This is a genomic window from Streptomyces sp. NPDC012935 (genome assembly GCF_042900345.1).
GTDB lineage: Bacteria > Actinomycetota > Actinomycetes > Streptomycetales > Streptomycetaceae > Streptomyces.
The window spans coordinates 225,733-244,867 of sequence record NZ_JBIBBC010000012.1; the positions used below are offsets into that span (position 1 = coordinate 225,733).

General features: G+C 67.8%; 18 protein-coding genes and 1 pseudogene. 8 read left to right on the forward strand and 11 right to left on the reverse strand.

Translation table 11 applies throughout. The features are described from left to right. Positions 1-186: 186 nt before the first annotated feature. Positions 187-603, reverse strand: coding sequence for an SRPBCC domain-containing protein (locus ACFY5C_RS27430; RefSeq protein ID WP_389448495.1), 417 nt, complete (start codon positions 601-603; stop codon positions 187-189). After that, entirely contained in the window at positions 600-914 is a 315-nt protein-coding gene (locus ACFY5C_RS27435; protein ID WP_389448498.1) for an ArsR/SmtB family transcription factor, read from the reverse strand. The genes ACFY5C_RS27430 and ACFY5C_RS27435 overlap by 4 nt, the downstream gene beginning before the upstream one ends. Before the next feature lie 818 nt (positions 915-1,732). Between ACFY5C_RS27435 and ACFY5C_RS27440 the strand changes: the two genes are divergently transcribed. Next, positions 1,733-1,909 carry a hypothetical protein gene (locus ACFY5C_RS27440; RefSeq protein WP_389448501.1) on the forward strand — a complete coding sequence of 59 codons (177 nt, stop codon included), beginning with the start codon at positions 1,733-1,735 and terminating at the stop codon, positions 1,907-1,909. Between the two features lie 30 nt (positions 1,910-1,939). Here ACFY5C_RS27440 and ACFY5C_RS27445 read toward each other — a convergent pair whose 3' ends face one another. Beyond that, positions 1,940-2,692 (reverse strand): hypothetical protein, encoded by a 753-nt coding sequence (locus ACFY5C_RS27445; RefSeq protein ID WP_389448504.1) that lies wholly within the window; start codon positions 2,690-2,692, stop codon positions 1,940-1,942. 77 nt (positions 2,693-2,769) lie between these two features. On the opposite strand from ACFY5C_RS27445, the gene ACFY5C_RS27450 reads away from it, so the two are divergent. Together ACFY5C_RS27450 and ACFY5C_RS27455 are read left to right on the forward strand one after the other, a co-directional pair. Beyond that, positions 2,770-3,342, forward strand: coding sequence for an ArsR/SmtB family transcription factor (locus ACFY5C_RS27450; protein WP_389448507.1), 573 nt, complete (start codon positions 2,770-2,772; stop codon positions 3,340-3,342). 241 nt (positions 3,343-3,583) lie between these two features. Further along, complete coding sequence (locus tag ACFY5C_RS27455; RefSeq protein WP_389448510.1) at positions 3,584-4,105, forward strand: hypothetical protein; 522 nt, start codon at positions 3,584-3,586, stop codon at positions 4,103-4,105. A gap of 176 nt (positions 4,106-4,281) precedes the next feature. Here the strand turns inward: ACFY5C_RS27455 and ACFY5C_RS27460 are convergent. Continuing rightward, positions 4,282-4,797: pseudogene (locus ACFY5C_RS27460) on the reverse strand (transposase); the annotation flags it as partial. Between ACFY5C_RS27460 and ACFY5C_RS27465 the strand changes: the two are divergent. The 5 genes from ACFY5C_RS27465 (at position 4,691) to ACFY5C_RS27485 (ending at position 12,236) form a co-directional block, all read left to right on the forward strand. Next, positions 4,691-5,068, forward strand: a complete 378-nt coding sequence (locus ACFY5C_RS27465; RefSeq protein ID WP_389448513.1) for a hypothetical protein — start codon at positions 4,691-4,693, stop codon at positions 5,066-5,068. The pseudogene ACFY5C_RS27460 and the gene ACFY5C_RS27465 overlap by 107 nt on opposite strands. A gap of 222 nt (positions 5,069-5,290) precedes the next feature. Continuing rightward, entirely contained in the window at positions 5,291-6,340 is a 1,050-nt protein-coding gene (locus ACFY5C_RS27470) for a hypothetical protein (RefSeq protein ID WP_389448516.1), read from the forward strand. 730 nt (positions 6,341-7,070) lie between these two features. Further along, entirely contained in the window at positions 7,071-7,430 is a 360-nt protein-coding gene (locus ACFY5C_RS27475; RefSeq protein WP_389448519.1) for a CU044_2847 family protein, read from the forward strand. 53 nt (positions 7,431-7,483) lie between these two features. Next, positions 7,484-11,134 (forward strand): trypsin-like peptidase domain-containing protein, encoded by a 3,651-nt coding sequence (locus tag ACFY5C_RS27480; protein WP_389448522.1) that lies wholly within the window; start codon positions 7,484-7,486, stop codon positions 11,132-11,134. Positions 11,135-11,720: 586 nt separating this feature from the next. After that, entirely contained in the window at positions 11,721-12,236 is a 516-nt protein-coding gene (locus tag ACFY5C_RS27485; protein ID WP_389448525.1) for a hypothetical protein, read from the forward strand. 1,151 nt (positions 12,237-13,387) lie between these two features. Here ACFY5C_RS27485 and ACFY5C_RS27490 read toward each other — a convergent pair. From ACFY5C_RS27490 to ACFY5C_RS27520, 7 genes are all read right to left on the reverse strand, one after another. Continuing rightward, entirely contained in the window at positions 13,388-13,594 is a 207-nt protein-coding gene (locus tag ACFY5C_RS27490) for a hypothetical protein (protein ID WP_389448528.1), read from the reverse strand. A 1,085-nt stretch (positions 13,595-14,679) separates the two neighbouring features. Then, positions 14,680-15,267 carry a hypothetical protein gene (locus ACFY5C_RS27495; protein WP_389448531.1) on the reverse strand — a complete coding sequence of 196 codons (588 nt, stop codon included), beginning with the start codon at positions 15,265-15,267 and terminating at the stop codon, positions 14,680-14,682. A gap of 506 nt (positions 15,268-15,773) precedes the next feature. Beyond that, positions 15,774-16,316 carry an RNA polymerase sigma factor gene (locus ACFY5C_RS27500; protein ID WP_389448534.1) on the reverse strand — a complete coding sequence of 181 codons (543 nt, stop codon included), beginning with the start codon at positions 16,314-16,316 and terminating at the stop codon, positions 15,774-15,776. Next, complete coding sequence (locus tag ACFY5C_RS27505) at positions 16,313-16,756, reverse strand: hypothetical protein (protein ID WP_389448537.1); 444 nt, start codon at positions 16,754-16,756, stop codon at positions 16,313-16,315. The genes ACFY5C_RS27500 and ACFY5C_RS27505 overlap by 4 nt, the downstream gene beginning before the upstream one ends. Positions 16,757-17,165: 409 nt before the next feature. Then, a complete protein-coding gene (locus ACFY5C_RS27510; protein WP_389448540.1) occupies positions 17,166-17,603 on the reverse strand; it encodes a cold shock domain-containing protein in 438 nt (145 codons plus the stop codon). Then, positions 17,600-17,920, reverse strand: a complete 321-nt coding sequence (locus tag ACFY5C_RS27515) for an RNA polymerase sigma factor (RefSeq protein ID WP_389448630.1) — start codon at positions 17,918-17,920, stop codon at positions 17,600-17,602. The genes ACFY5C_RS27510 and ACFY5C_RS27515 overlap by 4 nt, the downstream gene beginning before the upstream one ends. Beyond that, on the reverse strand, positions 17,913-18,143 hold the full coding sequence (locus ACFY5C_RS27520; protein WP_389448543.1) for a hypothetical protein: 231 nt from the start codon (positions 18,141-18,143) through the stop codon (positions 17,913-17,915). The genes ACFY5C_RS27515 and ACFY5C_RS27520 overlap by 8 nt, the downstream gene beginning before the upstream one ends. Positions 18,144-19,135 lie beyond the last annotated feature (992 nt).

Genomic DNA, 19,135 nt, shown 5'->3' on the forward strand with positions numbered 1-19,135 from the left:
GTGCAGATCGCTGGGGTCGGTCTGTGTGTGAGTCACCCGGTGATGGCTCTCGGTTCGGCCGAGTGGCTGCCTGCGACGCCGGCTCTCAGTAACGAGCCTGATGCTGCGGTACACACGTCATCGTCCGGGTGCAGGTCCAGGTGGCGCTCGTCAAGGCTCGCTTGTTCACAGCTCGCGTGTGTGCGTTCAGGCGGTGCCGGCCAGGGCTGCGGCGAGGTTGTCCAGGACGTGGGGCCAGCCGTGGCCCATGCCGGCGAGTGCCTGTCGCCCCATCGGGGAGTCGAGGTCGAAGCCCGCGTGGGTCAGGACGAGGCGAGTGCCCCCGTCCTCGGGGTGCAGGGTCCAGGTGATGGTGGTGTCGAGGTTGCCCTCGGCGAACCGGTAGGCCAGCAGGCGCTCGTCGTCCACCTCGGTCACCTCGCAGGACTGGTGGCCGAAGTTGTTGCCCATGTCGAGGGTGAAGCGGTGTCCGACGACGGGCTTGACGTCGCCGGCGGCCCACCAGCGGGCGTGGAGCTCGGGGTCGGTCAGGGCCTTCCACACCGCCGCCGGGGGGTGCGGCAGGAACTTCTCGCAGGTGATCGTGTTGCTCTCGGTCGTCATGATCCGTTTTCCTCGTCCAGGAGATCGGACAGCGCCTCCAGGCGCTGCTTCCAGTAGTGCTCGAAGGGATGCAGCCACTCGCTGACCTCGGCCAGCCGGGCCGGTTCGAGGTGGTAGAAGCGGTGCCGACCGCGCGGCTCCTCCCGCACCAGTCCGGCGGTACGGAGCACCGCCAGGTGCTCGGAGACGGCGGGCCGCCCGAGCTCGAACATCCCGGCGAGCTCGCCGGTCGAGCGAGGCCCTTCACGCAGGCTCTCGAGCAGTCTGCGGCGCACCGGATTGGCCAGCACGCCGAACACATCCGTGGGCATGACCACAGTATGCGTCGGAAAAATCCGACGCGTCAAATATTTCCGACGCATCTGTATGGGATCGGCGCCCGGTCACGATCTCGGTGCGAGCCTTGACTATCCATCTGGCGAAACCGATGCAGCAGAGCGGACGGCCTGATCGCCACCGCCACATCTCGTGAATGAAAGTGACGCCAGGGGCAGTTGAGGGAGAGGAAGCGGCGTTGGTCTGGATGGGTCAGGGCAGGGCTGCGGGGGCGAGGTGGATGGGGACGTGATTCCACCGGGGGATGCGGATGGGCATCAGTCTGGCGGGTTTGGTCTCGGCCGGCTCGACGGTGCGGGGTTGCCGGGGCGGGGAGGTCGGGTGAGGCGGCGGACCATGGTGATCGTGGTCCAGGTGAGGTGGGCTCGCTGTGGAAGATGAGCCGCTCGTAGTCCCGCACGTTTTCTGCGGGCCCTCATGCTCCAAGACATGGCGCGCTCGACTTGCCACTGTTTGGCGAGGACGGCGAAGCCGTTTGGTCCTTGCGGCGGGGGGCGGTGATGAGGGTGATACCGGCATCCACGGCCTGGGGCCTTGTGATCACAAGTCGGTCCACGGGCGAGGCTGGCCCCCAGTCAACGGCACCCACACCTTGCCCGAGCGACCGTGTTGCTCGCTGTCTTCCAGAACGACGGCTCCTAGGGGGGCCTCGCCCGGCTCGCCCGCATGTGCCCCGGCCCGAACAACCACGTACGCACTCCCGGCACCGCAGTCGGCCAGACCTTCACCTACGGTCCGAAGGATCGCGCCGGGACGGCGGCCTGGGGAGCACCCCCGCGGGTGCGGGGAGCAGATGGCTCGGGCGGCCGGCTCCTGCGCGGCGGCCTTCGCGATGGTCTTCAGGCTTGTGGAGTCCGCCCAGGCCTGCTGGAGCGCGGTGAACGCACCTCCCCTCGTCGACCTCCTCCGGGCCGGAGCCCGCTTCGAGCGCGGCCACCTCGAGAACGCTCCGAGGCTCAAGCGGGCCTGAACCACCTCACTGGCCTACAGGAATTGACTACTACTCAACCGAACCGGCCTGCGTGTAGGGCCGGATGGCCACCGTGACGTCCATGTCGAAAGCGTTCGTTCCCGCCGCGGACGGCAGGCCCAGGGCCCGGTCGAGCGCGCGGCCGAGGGGACCGCAGCCGCCGGTGCCGGGGGCGGCGAACTCCGTGGCCTGGGCGCCGAAGGCGACGACCAGAGGGTCCTTGGAAATCACCCGGGTGGGATCGGTGTCCTTGAGTACGAGGTGGATGGCGTCCTCATCGCTGCCCACCGAGCAGTCCGGCAATGTCCAGGCCGGCAGCCCGTGCGCCCGGCCGATGGCGAACCTGATGTCGAACTCGCCGCGTCGGGTGACGTCGGACAGGAAGTCCGAGTAGCCGCCGTACTGCGGAGTCAGGGTCAACGGGGTGCCTGCGACCCGGATTGGCGCAGCGGTCATCTCCCCGAAGACCTGGCGGAATTCACCGTCCACTCGGCCTTCCGCAAAGGTGATCTTCATGGGTTCGGTGAGCGGCTCGTCGACGGCGCCCATGCGCAGATGCCCCGTGGCGTGCATGACCTCGCAGCGCCAGGTCCCAGGGTCCGCACCCGTCGGCAGCTCATCGGCGGTCGGGCAGGCGGAGAAGTCGAACTCGGCCAGATCCGGGGCCCGTTGTGCTCCCTGCGCGGGTGCGGCCCCCAGGGCGAGTCCGGCAAGCAGGGTCCCTGCAGCAGCACTTGTGAGGCGGCGGACGGTGCGATTGAAGGTCACTCGGTTCGGCGTCATGGACCACAGCATTGCAGAGTTTTCTATGCAGTGGAAGCTCTGCAGAGAAAACGCTGCTTTCTGGATAGACTGCCGCCATGACGAAAGAGCACAGAGCGCAAGCCGCAGGACGGCGCACGGTCGACAGCCCCGACGTGCTCAAGGCCCTCTCACACCCTCTGCGCCTGCGCATCCTGCGCCACCTCGGCGCGGCGGGCCCGGCTACCTCAACCACGCTGGCCGCCGCCCTCGGCGAAAACACCGGGACGCTCAGCTACCACCTGCGCATGCTGGAGCGCAGCGGCCTCATCGAGGACATCCCTGAGCGCTCCACCGGGCGTGAGCGCTGGTGGCGCGGGGTGCGCGGCCTCGACATCCGCAGACCGCCGCTGGGTGAGCTGACGGAGGCCGAGCGCGCCATGTCGGCCGAGCTGGACCGGATGAGGATGGAGGAGGATCTCGAGCTCGCCCGGCAGTTCACCGCCGGACAAGCGGAGTCCGAAGGCTGGATGCGGGGTTCACGCAGCCTTATCCACCTCACGAAGGCGGAGCTGGACGCGTTCCATGACGACTATCTGGCCCTGCTCGCGCGCTATGCCCGCGGGCCCGAGGACGCCCCCGACGACGCGCGACCCGTTCTCCTGCGCTGGTTCGGCCTGCCTGCTGACTGACCGGCAGTCGGCCGACGAACTGTCCAGATCGGCCAACTGACCGTACGAGTGAGTCGAAGAGAACAGACCGGGTCGGGCCGACGTCTTCACGGGCAGCCACGGTCGCGGCCAGAGGGATCGATGACGTACCAGGTCAAGTCCAGCTTGCTGACGCGCGAGCGGCCAACCGCGAGCTGACGTAGGGAGCGGGTTCAAGTGACCGCGCTAGGACGTGTGTCGTAAGTGCTCTAGGTTGGCTGACGTGAGTGCGCGGGGGCGGAGTTACCGATATGTCGGACCGATCGAGCTGAAGGCTGCGGTCCGCCCTGGTGACGGCGGGCGTCGGATCAGCACGACCGCTGACTTCCGCAGCTGGATCGCTGAGCAATCGGCGGCGGAGCTGACCGAACCGTTCACCTTCGTGGTCGGTATAGATGGTGTGCTTCGGCTGGCGCCGCGGCGAAGTGAGCACGTGGCCTGTGCCGGCGGAGACATGGTTCTGAGTGCCGGCGAGATCAGCTTCATGCGCGAGGCAGACCGGTGGGCCGTGAGCAAGGTCAGCAACCAGTCCACCGGGTATTGCCCGGACGTCAGCTCCTGGGCAGAGGTCGCCCGTGCTCTGGATGCTGTAGAGCTCGGGCGGTCTTCCGGTTTCACCCACGAGGTGGTGTTCCGGCGGTGCCCCGGCTGCCAGGAGCACAACATCGTGCGCGAGGGCGACTTCGTCTGCGTCTTCTGCGGCAGCGATCTGCCCGCAGCGTGGAACGTGGATCCCACCGCGTGACGGCCGAGGGTCACAGCCACTCGTTGATGGCAGCGACGAGGACGGTCGCCTCGTAGCGGACGGCGAGCTTGTCGTATCGCGTGGCGACCGCGCGGTGTCTTTTGAGGCGGTTGATCCCGCACTCGACCGCATGGCGCTCGCGGTAGTCGGCCGCCGCGGGAGCCGAGCTTCTGGCGGTTGCGCGCCTGATCGGCCTTGTCCGGGATGGTGCATCGGATCCTGCGGCGACGCAGGTAAGCACGGTTTTTGCGGGAGGCGTACGCCTTGTCCGCCCGCACGCGATCGGGGCGGACGCGTGGCTGGCCCGGCCCGAGGCGGGGCACGCGAACCTTTGCCAGCACGGGTTCGAACTGGGGCGAGTCTCCACGCTGTCCTGCCGTCACCACGATCGACATGGGCTTCTGGCCTTGCTCGGCGGCCAGGTGCAGCTTGGTGGTGAACCCGCCGCGCGACCTTCCCAGCCCGTGATCATCGGGTTCGGTGAACACGACACCGGGCGGTTCCTTCTGCAGGTCACCCTGCCTGCGAGCCCCGGCAGCATGCTGATGCGCGCGGCACACCGTGGAGTCGACGCTCAGGTCCCACGTGAGAAGTGTTGTGTTCCTCAACCTCTCCCTGGTCGATGTCCTCCGTCCCCGGACAACGCACCTGCCCTCCTGGTACCGCGTAGCGTCCGGCGCCTCGCACAACATGCTCTGGCTGGTCCAGCAGGGGGTCACGGTGACCGCCGAGGGTACAGCTGCGCTGCGGGCAGGCCCGGACATCGTCACCGCCGCCACCCTGGCTGTGCTGGGAGCGTTCGAGGACGTGACGCACACTTTCGGCACGTACCACGGCCATGAGGTTAGGGCGTCGGCCGTGCGTACCGTGCAACGGCGCACCAAGGCGGTGATCGACCGCAGCAGGACGTGGCGCGAGCTGATGGAAGAGGAGGCGCGGGTACAGGCTGCCGACGGGCTCTGACCAATTGAGTGCCTGCGTGGTCTTCCAAGGCCGGGAGGGGACAAGGGGGAATTGACGCAGTGGACGGGGCGCTTGCCGTGCGGCCGACCAGGGCGCTGTCAGACCCGCGCTGCTGTGGCCCGGTCCGAAAGCGAGTGAACACGTTGCGGATGTGGGCCCACGGGCCCCAACTGCCCAGCGCGTGCCAGGAAGTAGCGTGCTTCACCACGGCGTTAGCCTGTTTTGCTGCATGAGGAGACCTGGGGAGTACTGCTAGTGGTGCAGCCTGACGAATTCGAAGTCTGGTATACGACGGAGGACTTCCCCGATACCTTCTATCCGACCGGCCGCATGGTCTTCAGCGTCGACGCACTGGCGCACGCCCTGTTCGTCACGGGCAGAGCACCGCACGACCAGGCGGCCTACGGCTGGACATCCGTCTACGAATGGCTGCATCGGGTCGCCCTCGTCCCGGCCTACGTCCGCCGTGCACCCACAGGCCGCCTCACCCGCTCCGACCTGGCACGAAGCCTCGATCGCTCGGAGAAGGTGGCACTCTCCTACGCTCTGGGGCAGGCTATGACCGGCGTCTTCAGCCAGCAGGTAGTCTCGGTGCGGTTTCTGATGCATGTGGACCGCTATGCGGCCCGCCACGGCATCCAGTTCGCCCCCAACACCCGGCGACGCGCCGACCTCTTCGGGGAGACAACGGCAGGCGGATGGGTCGTGGCCGAGGCCAAGGGCCGGTCCGGCAGCATCGATGACGAACTCAAAGAGACGATGCGGGCCCAGAAACGGACCATCCGATCGATCGGGGGAACACCCCCCGTCCTGGCCTACGCGTGCGGCGCCCATTTCCCGCAGTACAAGGGAGTGCCTGATCATCTCAAGCTGTACGCCGTGGATCCGGAGGAAGCGGAGCTCGAAGCCTTCGACCTGCCGGCGGACCGCGACCGATTCATCCTGGCCTACTACGAGCCCTTCCTGGCCGCACTGGAGGCAGGCCAGGAAGAACCCACCCGCGACGCGTACGAGTTGGCCTCCTTCGGCCCTTTCCAGGTCAGCATCGGGGTCTTGGCGGCAGTCGCCCAACGGGTAAGACAGGCACGGCTGGGACGCATGAACCGGCTGTACCGGGACGTCACCGAACTTCTGGACACTCATCTGTCCGCGACCAGGCCGGCCAACCGGTTCACGGACGGGACCGCCGTCATGAGCAAGTGGCAGCAAGCCCTCGATCAGGACGACTGGAGCACCGAGAGGGACGAAGGCTTCCCCGACTGGTGGTACTGATTCCGGACCCCGTAGAAGCCATCTGCTGTACCAGCAACCTTGTATCCCCGCGCAGGTGATGGGACATTACCTCGCGTGATTCGGCCACACGGCCGACGCGCACTGCCCAATCACGAGGCCCTCGTGAAGGCGCATCAGGGTGGCCCCGGCACGAGGCCACCGAAGCTGCCGGAGTACGCCGATCAACGGCCCGGATGCCCGCGGGAACGCCTCGGCGATGTGACGGCTTCCGCCGCGTGGGACGGCGGATGACGAGTAGGCAGGCGCCGCACCTGACTTCCGGCCAAGAAACAAGGCGGACAAGAGCGCCCGTGCCCATCTGGCACGCGCCATCATCGGCTTTGCCGACCGCCAGCCTGACGTCGCCCTGCGCAACGCGGAGGGATACGGGTTCCTGGTCGTCGGGGTTGACCCGGAGGGCTACCACGGCGTTGAAGAGATCGACAGCGTTGAGCTGGAGCGGTGGATCACCCCGTATGTCGGGGAGGGCATCGACTGGCGTACCACCTACGTCCACGTCAGCGAGGAAGGGCACGAACGACTTCCGGTCCTCATTGTCACCGTCAGCCCGCCAAACTGGGGCGACCCGATCTTCTGCATCCGCAAGATGGTGGACGCGATGCTGGACTTGGGAGTGATCTGAGCAGGTTTCCGACGGGCGACCGGCGGGATCACTAGGCTGAACGCTGCTGCGGGGGCGATGTGCGGGCAGGTGAAGGGGAGGCGCGGGGTGCTGGACGAGCGGGCGGGGGCCGACGCTTCGGCCGGGGACGAAACGGCAGTGGTTCCCGTGACGGTGGAAGGACATCCGCTGTATCTGTCGGTGCGGCGGCTGGAGTCCGGCCATGCCGGTGCGGGCGAGCGGGAGATCGCGGCTTCGCGGCCGACTCTTGAGGAGGCTCTGGACTCGCTGGTGGGGGTTGCCAGAGCGGTGGGGACGCGCTTGCAGCAGACCGGCAGCCAGAAGGCGACCGTTGAGTTCGCGTGCGAGTTCGCGGTCGAGTCCGGCACGCTCGTGGCGGTCCTCGGCAAGGCCACGGCCCGGTCCACCTTCAAGGTCGCACTGGAGTGGGCCGCGCCGACGCCGTGACCACCCTGAGCAGCGCCACTCGGGAATTGCTCACGGCGGCGACGGTGGCGCTGATGATCCGTTCACCCGACGGCGCGTCGCGGAGATCCGGCACGGGTTTCCTCATTGCGCCAGGCACTGTGGCGACGTGCGCCCACGTGGTCGCGGACAGTGCTGAATCACTCCCGGAAGTGGTCTACGGCCGGGTGGGTGGCACGGACCGCGAACTGCGGCTGCGTCCCGCCCCCGATCTGTACTTCCGCGACCGGACCACGGGCCTTGACCTGGCCCTGCTGCGAGTGGTGGCGGACGCCGGCGGCCTGGCTGCTCTTGCCGACCCCTGGGTGCTGTTCCACGACGACCTGCGGGACGGCGACCGCGTCTGGGTCCGGGGGCATCCGGAGGGAATGTTCCGCAGCGGCCAGTCGGTTGAACTCGAGTACCAGGGCCCTTCGTTGCGCGACCCGGACGGACCCGGCCTGCTGGAACGGTTCTGGGGTCCCCCCATCGGTGGGGGCTATAGCGGCAGCGCGATCCTCAACAAGCGCACCGGCGCCGTCAGCGGAATGCTCTGCACGTCCGACCACTCCGGCAGCGTGCACGCCCTTTCCGCCGCGGCACTGCTCTCGCGCTGCCCGCAACAAGTCAAGGAGCTGCACAAGTCCGCGGCCCGCGCAGTAGGTTCGCGAGTGAGCAGCGGAGTCTGGGACGTCGACCAGCCCTGGCTGCGCACCCTCACCGATGACCAACTCCAGGCGGGTGGCTGGGCGTTCCCCAGCCGCCGGCTGCGCGGCTACCTCGCAGCCGCCGCGCGGGCGGCCGAGTCCCACCCCTATCCCGGAGTGGCACCGGGCAACGTCTCCCCGCCGCTGTCGACCGTCTACGTCAGTCAACACGCCCACTCCATACAGACTCTGACCCGGCCAGGCCAACCGGACACCGAGGAACGGGTGTCGGCCGCGACCATCATTGAGAACCATATGGACGCCCTGGCGATCGGCGGACCGGGCGCGGGCAAGTCCAGCCTTCTGCGCAGCTTCGTGCGGGAGTGCGTGGCGTGGTGGGGTGATGGGTGGGCCGGGGACGAAGGTGACAAGGGCGCGGGCGACGGCGCAGACGAACAGTCCGCGCCGCAGAGTCCCGGCCCTCGCCCCGACCCCACCCCCCGCCCCACGTCCACCCCTCTGCTGGTCCCGGTCTACGTACAAGCCGCCGATCTGGTCCCCGACCGCCCCTTGGCCGAAGCGCTGGAAGCCGGAGTCCGTGCCGATGCCGGGCGGTACGGTCCGTTGGAGGCCTGGTCGGCCGAGTTCTTCCGGAGGCCGCCCACCACGCATGCGTCATGGCTCGTACTCGTGGACGGGCTTGACGAGTTGCTGGCCTCCGAGCAGCGTCAGGTCGTGCTCACCAGGCTGGCGGGTGTACGGGCCGCCGATCCCGAAGGGACGATGTACCGATGCGTCATCGCCACGCGTCCCGTGCCGGAGCTGCCCACGTCGCGCTCCCCGGTCTGGCGGGCCGCCGTCTTCGACCTACTGCCATTCGACACCCGCCAGCTGCGGGACTTCGCCGAGCGCTGGCTCAACGCCCTCGGCCTGCCCGACCCCGAGCGCGCCGCGGAGCAGTTCACGCTTCAGTTCGGCGAGCGACGTCGTGAAGCGCTCGTACGCGTACCGCTCATGGCCACGATGCTGTGCCAACTCTTCGCCGACCAGCCAAAACCCCCGCTGCCGACCACCCGGCACGAGGTGTACCGCTCCTTCATCGGGCTTCTGCAGAGCAGGCAGTACAGCGACGCGGCTTCCGGGATCATCGCCCAGGCCACAGGCGCCGCCGCCAAGTACGGCACCACGGCAGTCCGCACCGTGGAGCGCCTGCCCGCCCAGGTCGTGGGTCTGGCCGGAGAACTCGCCCTGGCCTGGCTGGACGGGGAGCAGCTGTCGGCCGGCGAGCTGTTCGCCGCACGCACCGAGGACCAGCGCCCTCCCGACCTCCCCGAGCGGGTCTGGCGAGAGATCCTGCGCGAAACCTTCCGCCGCAGCGGCCTGTTCACGGAACGCGGCGGCGACCTCGTCTTCATCCACCAGACCCTGCTGGAATTCCTCGCCGCCCAACGCGTCGCCGAAGACCCCCGGCGAGCCGACACCGAGCTGCGCAACGTCTTCGGCCGCTGGGTCAGACGCCCGCCCCAGGAATGGCGACGGCACGACTCCTTCACCCGCTTCCTCATCGCGGCTGTGACGGACCGCCCGCTGCTCGGCCGAGCCCTGTGGCGCTGCGGAAAAGGCTGGGAGGGCGCCCGCTTCATCGCCGAACTGGTCGCCGACGGCATCCCAGTCGCCCCCAAGTCCATGCGCCGCTGTGCCGACACGCTCGCAGCCGCCGCGAAGATGCCAGAGTGCACCGGCTTCTTTCGCCGCGAACTCGCCCAGCACCTGCGCACCCTCGGCGACGACAGAGACACGCGCATCCTCACCGCCGTGGCCACGGACCCCATGGTCAGCGACGACGACCGCATCATGGCCGCACGAACCCTGGGTGCCCTGCGCGGCAGCGGTTACACCGAGTCCCTGCTGAGCATCGCCGCCGACACCGACGTAGGCCTGTTCCCCCGGGTCGAGGCCATGCAGCGCATCCTGGAGGGGCTCGACGACACCTCCCACGGCAGGCAGCTCCTTGCCATCGTCGCCGACCCCGTCTTCCACCACGGGCTGCGTCGGGACGTGCTCAACGCACTGCGCTCGGCCGACCCGAGAGGCTGCACCGAACTGTTCTTCTCCTACGCCCAGGACCCCGAACTGGGCCAGAACGCCCGCGCCCTCGCGCTCCGCGAACTCGCAGCAGCGGGTGACCGGCGCGCCCCCGCACTACTGCTGGCCCTGGCGGGCGAGAGCACAGCCGACAGCACGCTGCGATACGAGCTCATGCGGACCCTGCGCTCCACCGACGCTGACCGCTACGCGGAGCTTCTCGCCTCCTACGGCGCCGACTCCGACCTCGACCCGGGTACCCGCGTCACCGCGCTTGGCGAACTCGCCCACACCGGTGACGAACGGGCCGCCGACCTGCTGGCCTCCCTCGCCGCCGAACTGGACGCCGACCCCGTCGGCGGGGAACGCGTCCAGACGGCCCGCCTGCGGGTCGCCGAGCAACTCGCCCAGCTGCACGACCCGCGCGCGGACGAGCTCTTCACCACCCTGGCCGGCGACATGTCGGTCGCCGCGCCGATCCGGCTGGGCGCCGCACACGAGTTGCAGGCCACGGGGCATGCGTCTGCGGCCGACGTCTTCGCCGCCCTGGCCGCCGACCGTGTGCTGGACGAGCACGCGCGCGTGGCCGCCGCCCGAGCGCTCACCGAGGCCGAGCCGGGCGGGCACAGCCCGCGCCTCACCGCCATCCTGGTGCAGTTGGTCATCGACCCCGAAATGCCCGAGACGGCCCGTGACGAAGCATTTCGTCTGCTCGACCGGTACGTCTCCGCTGTTCACAGGGTCCAGGACCCGCGCGACACCCACCGCCCTCGCACGGCCGAGGGCGTCCTCGAACTCCTCACCCGCGTGGCAAACGACGGAAACTACTCACGCCTTCAGCGAGCCTGGGCGGCCAAGGCGATGCGTAACCTGCCGTATCTGCGCCGCCTGAGGGAAGGGCCTGCATCGTGGGACCCCGTCCCCGATGCACCGGGCGGCACCCACCATACGCGGACACGCCTGCCGGATCCGTGACCCATGATCCGCCGCGTCCGGCCGGTTCTCGATGAACTTCGCTCACTACGGCAGCGAGCAGATTCGGCATCCGTCCCGGCGCCGCACGGGAGGGAACACACGGCAGTGCTCGCGGACATAGTCCCCGGCGATGAACTGCAGATAGTGGGCCGCAGAACCGTGACGACCCACGTCGCAGTAGATCTCGCGCATGTCGTCAAGCGGTCCACCTGCTGTGCGGCTGGGACCGCATCCGGGTGCTGCGGCAGGCGGGACCCGTAGGCGCCCACCGGCGCCGCGATGTCGGGCAGTTCCGCATCCAGGAAGAGACTGAGGAGACTGGCAGGATGAACAGTCACACGGCTCGGGGAGAGCCCTATAGCCAGTTGGGGGCATCATGGGGACGGAACGCGATGTGTCGGAAGAACTGTGCCGGCACTGCGGTGAGCCGATCAATTTTGTCAACGACCGCTGGGCCCATGGCCGTCACGGGTTCGGAGGGTGGGGAACGGTCGGTTGCAGCGCCTACAGTTTCACCGCCCACGGCGACTGGGACCCGCGTCTGACCAAGTCCGAGAAGGCGCATCCGCGTACGCGCGGACAGCGTATGGGACGGGAGGAGTTCCCCGCCTGGCCCGGACTCCAGCAGCAACGGCGCGAGGCTGAACGCAAGGAGCAGGAGGCGGCCGCGCTGGCGGCGACGCGCTTCACACCGGCCCTGGCCCGAGCCGTGAAGGCCGCCGAGGAAATCATCGCGGATCCGAGCAGCACCACGTTCCGGACCCTGGAGCGTCGCCGTCAGGCAGTGTGCCTGGCCATGGAGCAGCAGGCCCGCCGCACGGCCGCCGCCCGCCACAAGTCCGCCGACTCGTGGGGGTACTCCGCTGCCGAAGACGAACTCGGACGGCTCCTGCAACTCACGCAAGAGCTGTTTCAAGCACTACGTGCCGCGGAGGAACTCCTTCCACCCGCAGAGGCCGTAAAGGCCGCGAAGAGCCGCTACGCCGCGCGCATCGACCAGATCGCGACGGAACGCCCCCGCGCCCTTCCCACCAGGGGCGACAGCACCTACACGGAGCGTCGTGCACTGGACGCAGCCCGGCGGCGCGCCGAGCAGTCGTAGCGGCAGGATATGTGCTGGGGAGCACGCCCTGTGCAGCACGCACCCGCGGAGGGGCCAGCGCTACCCGCAGGCCCACCAGGTGCCCACCGTGGCAGCCGGGCTCGCCCCGCGCAGATCCGGCGTGCCGTGCCGTTCGCGTCGGTCTTGTGGCACTGGAACAACCCCGCAGTGACCGAGGGCGCGAAGCGCTCTCCATAGCTTTAATGGGCCCTTGGGTATCCCCTCTGAACGAGAACCGCTTCCTGCCTGTCACCGCACTGGGCGCGTTGAAGGAAGACGTCCGCACGCTGCACCGGCAGCTGGTACCCATATGGCGACGGCGCACAGTCCATGGGCGGGTGCTTCCTGCACGCCGATCCCGGCGGTGGGCTGGCGCTGTACGACCTGGTCGCCCCGACATCGACCTGCTCGCCCACACCCGTAACGGGGTGTTCGAGGACGAACGCCTCAACCGCGTGCTCCGCAGCCTGGACCCGGCCGAACGCGCCGTGGTCTTCGCGTACGCGGAGAGTGGGGGCACTACCTGGACCGAGGCCGCCGCCCATGCCGGCCAACCCGACCCGGCTGCGTTCGGAGAGCGAGCCCGCCGCAAGGCCAAAACGCATCGCTGCCGAACAAACCCGGCGTACCGAATAGCTGCGGCCCTCCGGATCACTGCCGCCTGGCAGGTACTGCTGTTGTAAGGGGCAGACCCCGTAATCAGACCCGATGGAGACTCGACCGCCTTCGCGGGCTCCGCGTGGGCGCTACCTCCGCAAACCCCCGCGTGGGGCCTTGGCACCGTGCACCCGAAAGCAGGAGCTCAGCGATGTCTGCGCGTTCCTGAAGATCTAGCCGCGGCCGCCGACGGGCGCGGAAACCGTCTGCCGCAAGGCCTTACCGAAGCCGGGATCAAGCCGCGGATGAAGGCCATGGCGCGACGGCAGGTGCGGGAGGAGTCCGTGTGCGACGTGAGCGGTGCTCAGGACGCCTGCAGGGCCGTGCGCGAGGACGTGCCCACGGTCGGCGTTTCTCGCCGCGTGTATCAGCCCTTCTGCGGCAGCGTTGGGTGTCTCGCCTGACGAAGGTGATCGCGCAACAGGGGAGCGCAGCTGGGGGAGCGGAGCGGCCGGCGCCCAGGGCGGTGAGGAATTCGGGGACGGGCCAGGTGATCAGGGCGCCCCCGGGGAGAGGCAGATCTGCGCCGCGATGTCTTCGACCACGTACATGGGCACCGCAGCAGGCTTTAGCACCGTCGGCGTCTTCCGCCGCGCCTCAGGGCGGGGGAAGACGCCGATGGTGACCAGTACGAGGCCGGTGGTGCTGGTGACGTCGTACTTCCACTGGACGAGCGGCTCTGCTGCTACAGAGCCGGGCACACCTCTGAGCCGGGGTCGTCCTGAAGTATCTTCCACCACGTCAGCCGAGTTGGCTACCAACTTCACTATGGTTGTCCCCACTCGGTTGGTATTCATAAACAACTTCCAAGCAACTTCCCGGATTTTGCCGGAGCAGTTTCTTTTGGTTGTGACTCGGGAGAACGTCGCCGTCATGTGACAGGAGACTCGTGCCGCTTGGCTCTGGCTCTCCGTTTTCGCGACACCGCTGGCTTGACGATTCGGGCGGGGACCCAGTCTTCCGGCGTGACAGGAGCTGCAGCGGAGCTGCTTGATGGTGCTGCGCCGGCCCCGGAAAGGTACAACCGTTCCGCCCGGTTCTGTGGCGACGCCCGGCAGCTCTGACGCGCATCGCTCGAGCTGCTCGAAGTGGCCAGGCCAACTCACGGCCATCTCACTCAAGTTGGTGGTCAACTCGACGTAAGTCATCTCCGCTTGGGTTCGCCTCATAACCACTTTCCGTGGAACTCCCCGAAGATGGCAGGAAGTAGTAGCGTTCCTTGCTGTACCAGTTCGGGCCTGGTGTTGCCGGACTAGCATCAAGGCTGCCAACTCGCCTTAGCACAATGTCCACTTCGGGCTTGCGGCGAGTTGGCACTCTTGGTTTCCGCCTGGTCCGTAAGGGGCATCGAAACCGGCAAAGGCAAAACGGGTGGCTGCTACCACTCAGCCTTTGATCCACAGCAAGCAGTGCACACCTCTGAGCCGAAGGAACACTCATGTCCGATTCCTCTTCCGATGCGGAACCAAGCGTTCGCGAGAAGTCTCACTGGGTACCGGTGATCGTGGCTCTCGCGCTCGCTGTCACCGCCGTCACCGCGGCTGTTGTCATGACAGTTCTTCTCCCGACGGAGCCGGCTGTCTACACGACGGCCACAGCGATCGCGGCCTCCGGTCTTACGGCAGCCGCGAGTGTGGTTCTGCCACGGCGATGACCTCGTTCCGGGGCGGCGACCACTGAAAAGGCCGCCCCGGGGCGGGTTTCGGGGCAGCTGCGGCTGGCCCTGGACGCGATAGGTCGCCAAGATGATTCAGCGCACCGCCGGCGAAGTCGGCGGCCACGATCGTCAGGGCGCCGCGGCCGCGCTGGAAAAATGCCCGGCGTGGCGAACGCCGGGGCGGCGAAGATGCTCACCATGAGTGAGACCGTGATCGATGGCTGGTCCCCAGCGGATCATCCGTACGCGATTGCCGTGTCGGAGGCGCAATGGTGGCAGCGCACCGCCGTACTGGCGGTCCGCCGCGTCCATGCCGGTGATGCAGGCGGCGGATTCGATACCCGACAGATCGACGCGCGGCAGATGTGCGTCGCCCTGTGCCAACTGCTGGTGGCGGAAAGGCTTGAGCAGATCGCCTTGAACGACCTGGGCATCGATCCGGCGGCCGGGCAGGCCCTCGAGCAGGCCCGCAAGCGCTTCGAGGAAGTGCTGCCCGGCATCCAGCTCATGCGCAACGGCCTGACTCACTTCGAGGATTGGTCCCGAGGGAAGGGACACGGCCCGCAGAGGGAGCGGATCAAGGCCGGTTACGCGCCGCGAGATGCCGCGCGCGCCTTGTGGGGCTTCGGCTACGACCCGACCAATGACACCGTCTCCATGGGCCCCTTCCGCATCAACGTCGGCGCCGTCGAGCAGGCCGCTGGTGAACTGGCCCACGCGATCTACATCGCCGCCCGCGAAGTCGACAGGAGGAACACCGCCCAGCTGCACGCCGCGACTTGTCCAGGCACTCGCCGACTGCGGGATCCTCGGCGTTCCGGATGGTCCAGTGCAGGTCGTGGCGGGCGACGACTGCCGGGTGTGGCTGTCCATCCCTCATGGACCAGGCGGCGAATCCGAGCGCCAGGAGTTGGCCACCCGAGTCGTCGCGGCCCTGGCCGGCGCCGCTGTCCCTCTCACCGCGTCGATCTCGCCCCGGCCCGCAGAGGCGGCACAGCGCCTGGCTGCAGGAGAGTCCCTCCGGATCGAGCCGAGTGCTGAGGTGTAGGACATCAGCCCACCGGCCGGCACAGCAGGAGCGAAGTCTCGGTGCTTGCCTCGGCTTGGGCTCGCAACTTCCGGCTACTGAGGTCAGAGCCTGATCAAGTAACAGCCCGCAGGCCCCGGACCACGCCGCCACGCCCGGGGCTCTGTGCCCGTCCGCCGATCTGGACCGCCGCCGCCTACGGGATATCGGCTTCTTCAGGACGACGAAGCATCTCCGCCAGGCGTCTGCGTGCGTACCGCAGAGTGGAACGTACGGTGGTTTGTGACAGTCCGAGGCGGTGCGCGATCTCGCTCGTGGGTGCATCGTCGATGTAGTAGGCGAGAACGGCCTGCTGCCGTTCCGGCAGCCTGGCAGTCAACTGCAGGATCTCCCACCGCTCCTGGTGGAACTCGGCTGATTCCATGGGGCCGGCGGCCGAGGCGGGGATGTCGTACAGCGCCTCCTCTGGTTCCATGCCAGGCGCGCGCGACGCGGCCGCTCTCGTCTGCTGCCAGGTCCTCCATGCTGCTGTATGGAGATAGGCGCCCGGGTTGTCCATCGAGGAAAAATTGCGCCAGAGGCTGATGAAGGCGCTTTGCATGGCGTCCTCGGCATCCATGGCCGAGGCCCCCCGGATCCTCAGCCAGCGAACCAGAGGACGGGCATACAAAGCGAAAGCCGCCTCGATGCGGACCGGCAAAGACGACTGCTCTGTGGACAACCTCTCGGCGGATGTCACGCTGTACCGACATCGTCGGCGATCTGGGGCGCAGGCCCCTCAACCCACGGCCCTGAGCTCGGCCCGAGGGCCTGCGTGCCGTTCACCTGGTGGGGCCGTTCCGCCTCGGCGCGACAAATCCGCAGCCGGTCGACGCGGTACAGCAGGAAACCCAGGACCGTGTCAAAGCCGCGTGAACACAGTCCCGCCAAAGCCTTCCCGGCTCGCTTCACCGACCACAGGACCTGCGGCCAGAAGATGTTGACCACCATCGAACCCGCCGACTCAGCGGCCAGCGGCTCCATATGGTCAGCCCATGTGTCGGGCACGAACCCGAAGGACGGTGCCGCGATCGCACAAGCCGCCACGAGCAGATGAGTGATCCGGACCTTGGACATGCCGGTGGGGGGAGTGGATGCGCCGACGGGCGACGTCCCTACTCCCATGGGCGAGTTGCCCATGAGTACTCCTTACGACTACCCGAAGTGATCCGTGCTGTCGCCCCCGATCCGGCCAAGGGCTTGGGCTGGGCACGGCAGTAGTGTGCGGCGTCCTCCCGTACCAGGTGACGCGCTGTAGCACGAACCCCCTGAGCGGCCGTGTGGCAGGGGTCACGTCTCGTTTGGCTCCGTCTCGTTGCACGAAATGGCGCGGGTTCCCTACATAGGGAGTAGACGTAGCTCCTACGTCTACCCGGGGGATCCGCCGCCCGATCCGGCCAAGAGACAGCGGCGGATCCCCTCCAACCACCAGGCTGCTCGCGCTCTCACACCAGACGCGGACACGGACCTCCCCCCCACCGGGCAGTGGCCCTCGTTGGGGCCACCGCTCAGCTGGTTCGTTCACAGCCCCGCCCCGGACAGATGACGGTCAGGCGTCCGTCGTCGGCTTGAGCAGGCGAACGTCGCTGGCCCGGCCGTGCCTGATCACGAACTCAACCTCCTCCCCGGGCTTCGGTGCGCGCGAGAAGACCTTGAAATCCTGGCAGTGAACCGGGACTTCGCGGCCTCGGGACACAGCGATGTAGCCCATGCCCTCGCGTGCGTCGAACCACTTGATACGGCCCGTCAGCACCGCATCACCCGGCCAACGGGCATGGCCGGGCTCGGGGCCCAGTCGCTCTTCGTCCGGCCGCTGCTCGCGGCGGGGCATCACCCGTGCCCTCTCGATCACCTGGCTGAGCCCGTCGCCCAGGCTGATCACATTGTGCAGAGAGTCCACTGCGGAGTCGGACACGGACGCGACGTACTTGTCGAATGCCTGGTCCTGCTGCTCATCCTTGTCAAGGTCGTCCCATGGCGTGCTCATTTGTCACCCCCCATGAACCAGTCGAGATTGCCGCTGAGGGTTTCCCTGAGCTTGTTTCGCGCCAGATAGAGGTTCGACCGGACACGGCCAGCGTCGACGCGGAGCAGATCCGAGATCTCCGGAATGCTGAATCCGTCGTAACTCCAGGCCATGACTTCACGCTGCCGTTCAGGCAGGCTTGCGATGGCATCAATGACGTCCTTCTCCTCGTCGAGGAGCTTGAGCTGGTCGAACGACGGAAAATAGCACCAGCCCGCCTCGGCCGCCCGCCGGACGTCCTCAGCCGAACGCTGCCGCTGTGCCCGGTAGTTACGCAGCGCTGCGGCCCCGCACGTACCTGGCCGGGTAGTCGATGCCCTCCCAGCGCTGGTACGCCTCCGCGAACGCGTTCTGCGTCGCGTCCCACGCGTCGTCCCACGTCGCACCGTTCTTGTACACGAACAGGACGATGAGCCTTACTTCTGACGCGTAGAAGTCCGTGAAGCTCGACCGGCTGGACCAGGAGTCCGCGGAGTGTTCCGGGCCGTCGGGCGTTTTCATGACCAAGGCGTGCTCCTTGGGGGTACCGGTCCCTGCGCTTGATCGTGCCACCGGTCAGCAGTCCACACCATGAAGCGTTGCTGTCGGGGGCCGTACGAGGCAATCACACCACCACCGACAAGCTGGGGAATGATCGCCTGAGGGAGGCCCTGGCATGCTTCTGCTTCCCGCCTGCTGATCCAGCCTCTGACGAGGGCGCCTGGGGACGGGTCGAGATATGGCGGAGCCAAGAGCCACACTGCACTAAGGCCCACCACGGCCGGTTCGGCCATCTGATCCTCCTCGCTGCGAGACCGGGCTTTCAGACGCGGTCACTAACTAAGAGCGAGACGATCACCGATTCATCAAGTAGCTGTCCGGCACACCGATTTCGTGCGGGTCGCCTGCTTGCCGGCGCGAGAAGGAAGAGTTCACCGGCCAACTGGCCCGAACATCCTGGCGGGTCAGTACGCAGAGTGAGAAGTGAATCCAGGCCGAACGCGCTCGAACGGGCGATGCGATCAACAGCTCGCAATCCTCGAACCGGTGTATGTCTTGGTGTGTTCCTGCAGGTCATGAGGAGGGAGCTGCTCAGTCGTAGTGGGAAGAGCTTGTTCGGAGCGGGCAAGCCGCGCTGCGCAGGGGCGGACACACAGGTGGATGTCGGGTCCGCCGGCTCGCCTGTTGAGGGGGATCCATGTACGCAGTGCAGCCGCCCTCGACGCCTGCTGCCGACGGTGTGACAGGCACTCGGCGCGGGCCGCTCCACCGCCTGGGACGCCGTGTCGAAGCGACGTCCCGTACAGGGCCTTCAGCGCCGACCGGCTGGCCTGCCGCGTCAGCCCGGGATCGGGACACCCGCGAGCACAAGTGAACCCCCGTGTTCGGCAGCCTGGTTGCGGTCATGGGCTCCCTGCTCTTATTGAGAGTGCGGAGAATGCGGCGCTCCGTCACCGCGGCAATCGGCAGTGCACGACTCGGGCCTGGACATGAGGTGCTCGCGGTACAGCAAG

Excerpts from the sequence above, each read along its gene's own strand:
- ACFY5C_RS27430 (WP_389448495.1), bottom strand. The coding sequence starts at position 603 with ATGACGACCGAGAGCAACACGATCACCTGCGAGAAGTTCCTGCCGCAC.
- ACFY5C_RS27435 (WP_389448498.1), bottom strand. The coding sequence starts at position 914 with ATGCCCACGGATGTGTTCGGCGTGCTGGCCAATCCGGTGCGCCGCAGA.
- ACFY5C_RS27480 (WP_389448522.1), top strand. The coding sequence starts at position 7,484 with ATGATCCGTTCACCCGACGGCGCGTCGCGGAGATCCGGCACGGGTTTC.
- ACFY5C_RS27450 (WP_389448507.1), top strand. The coding sequence starts at position 2,770 with ATGACGAAAGAGCACAGAGCGCAAGCCGCAGGACGGCGCACGGTCGAC.
- ACFY5C_RS27445 (WP_389448504.1), bottom strand. The coding sequence starts at position 2,692 with ATGACGCCGAACCGAGTGACCTTCAATCGCACCGTCCGCCGCCTCACA.
- ACFY5C_RS27520 (WP_389448543.1), bottom strand. The coding sequence starts at position 18,143 with ATGAAAACGCCCGACGGCCCGGAACACTCCGCGGACTCCTGGTCCAGC.
- ACFY5C_RS27510 (WP_389448540.1), bottom strand. The coding sequence starts at position 17,603 with ATGAGCACGCCATGGGACGACCTTGACAAGGATGAGCAGCAGGACCAG.
- ACFY5C_RS27440 (WP_389448501.1), top strand. The coding sequence starts at position 1,733 with ATGGCTCGGGCGGCCGGCTCCTGCGCGGCGGCCTTCGCGATGGTCTTC.
- ACFY5C_RS27485 (WP_389448525.1), top strand. The coding sequence starts at position 11,721 with ATGGGACGGGAGGAGTTCCCCGCCTGGCCCGGACTCCAGCAGCAACGG.
- ACFY5C_RS27505 (WP_389448537.1), bottom strand. The coding sequence starts at position 16,756 with ATGGGCAACTCGCCCATGGGAGTAGGGACGTCGCCCGTCGGCGCATCC.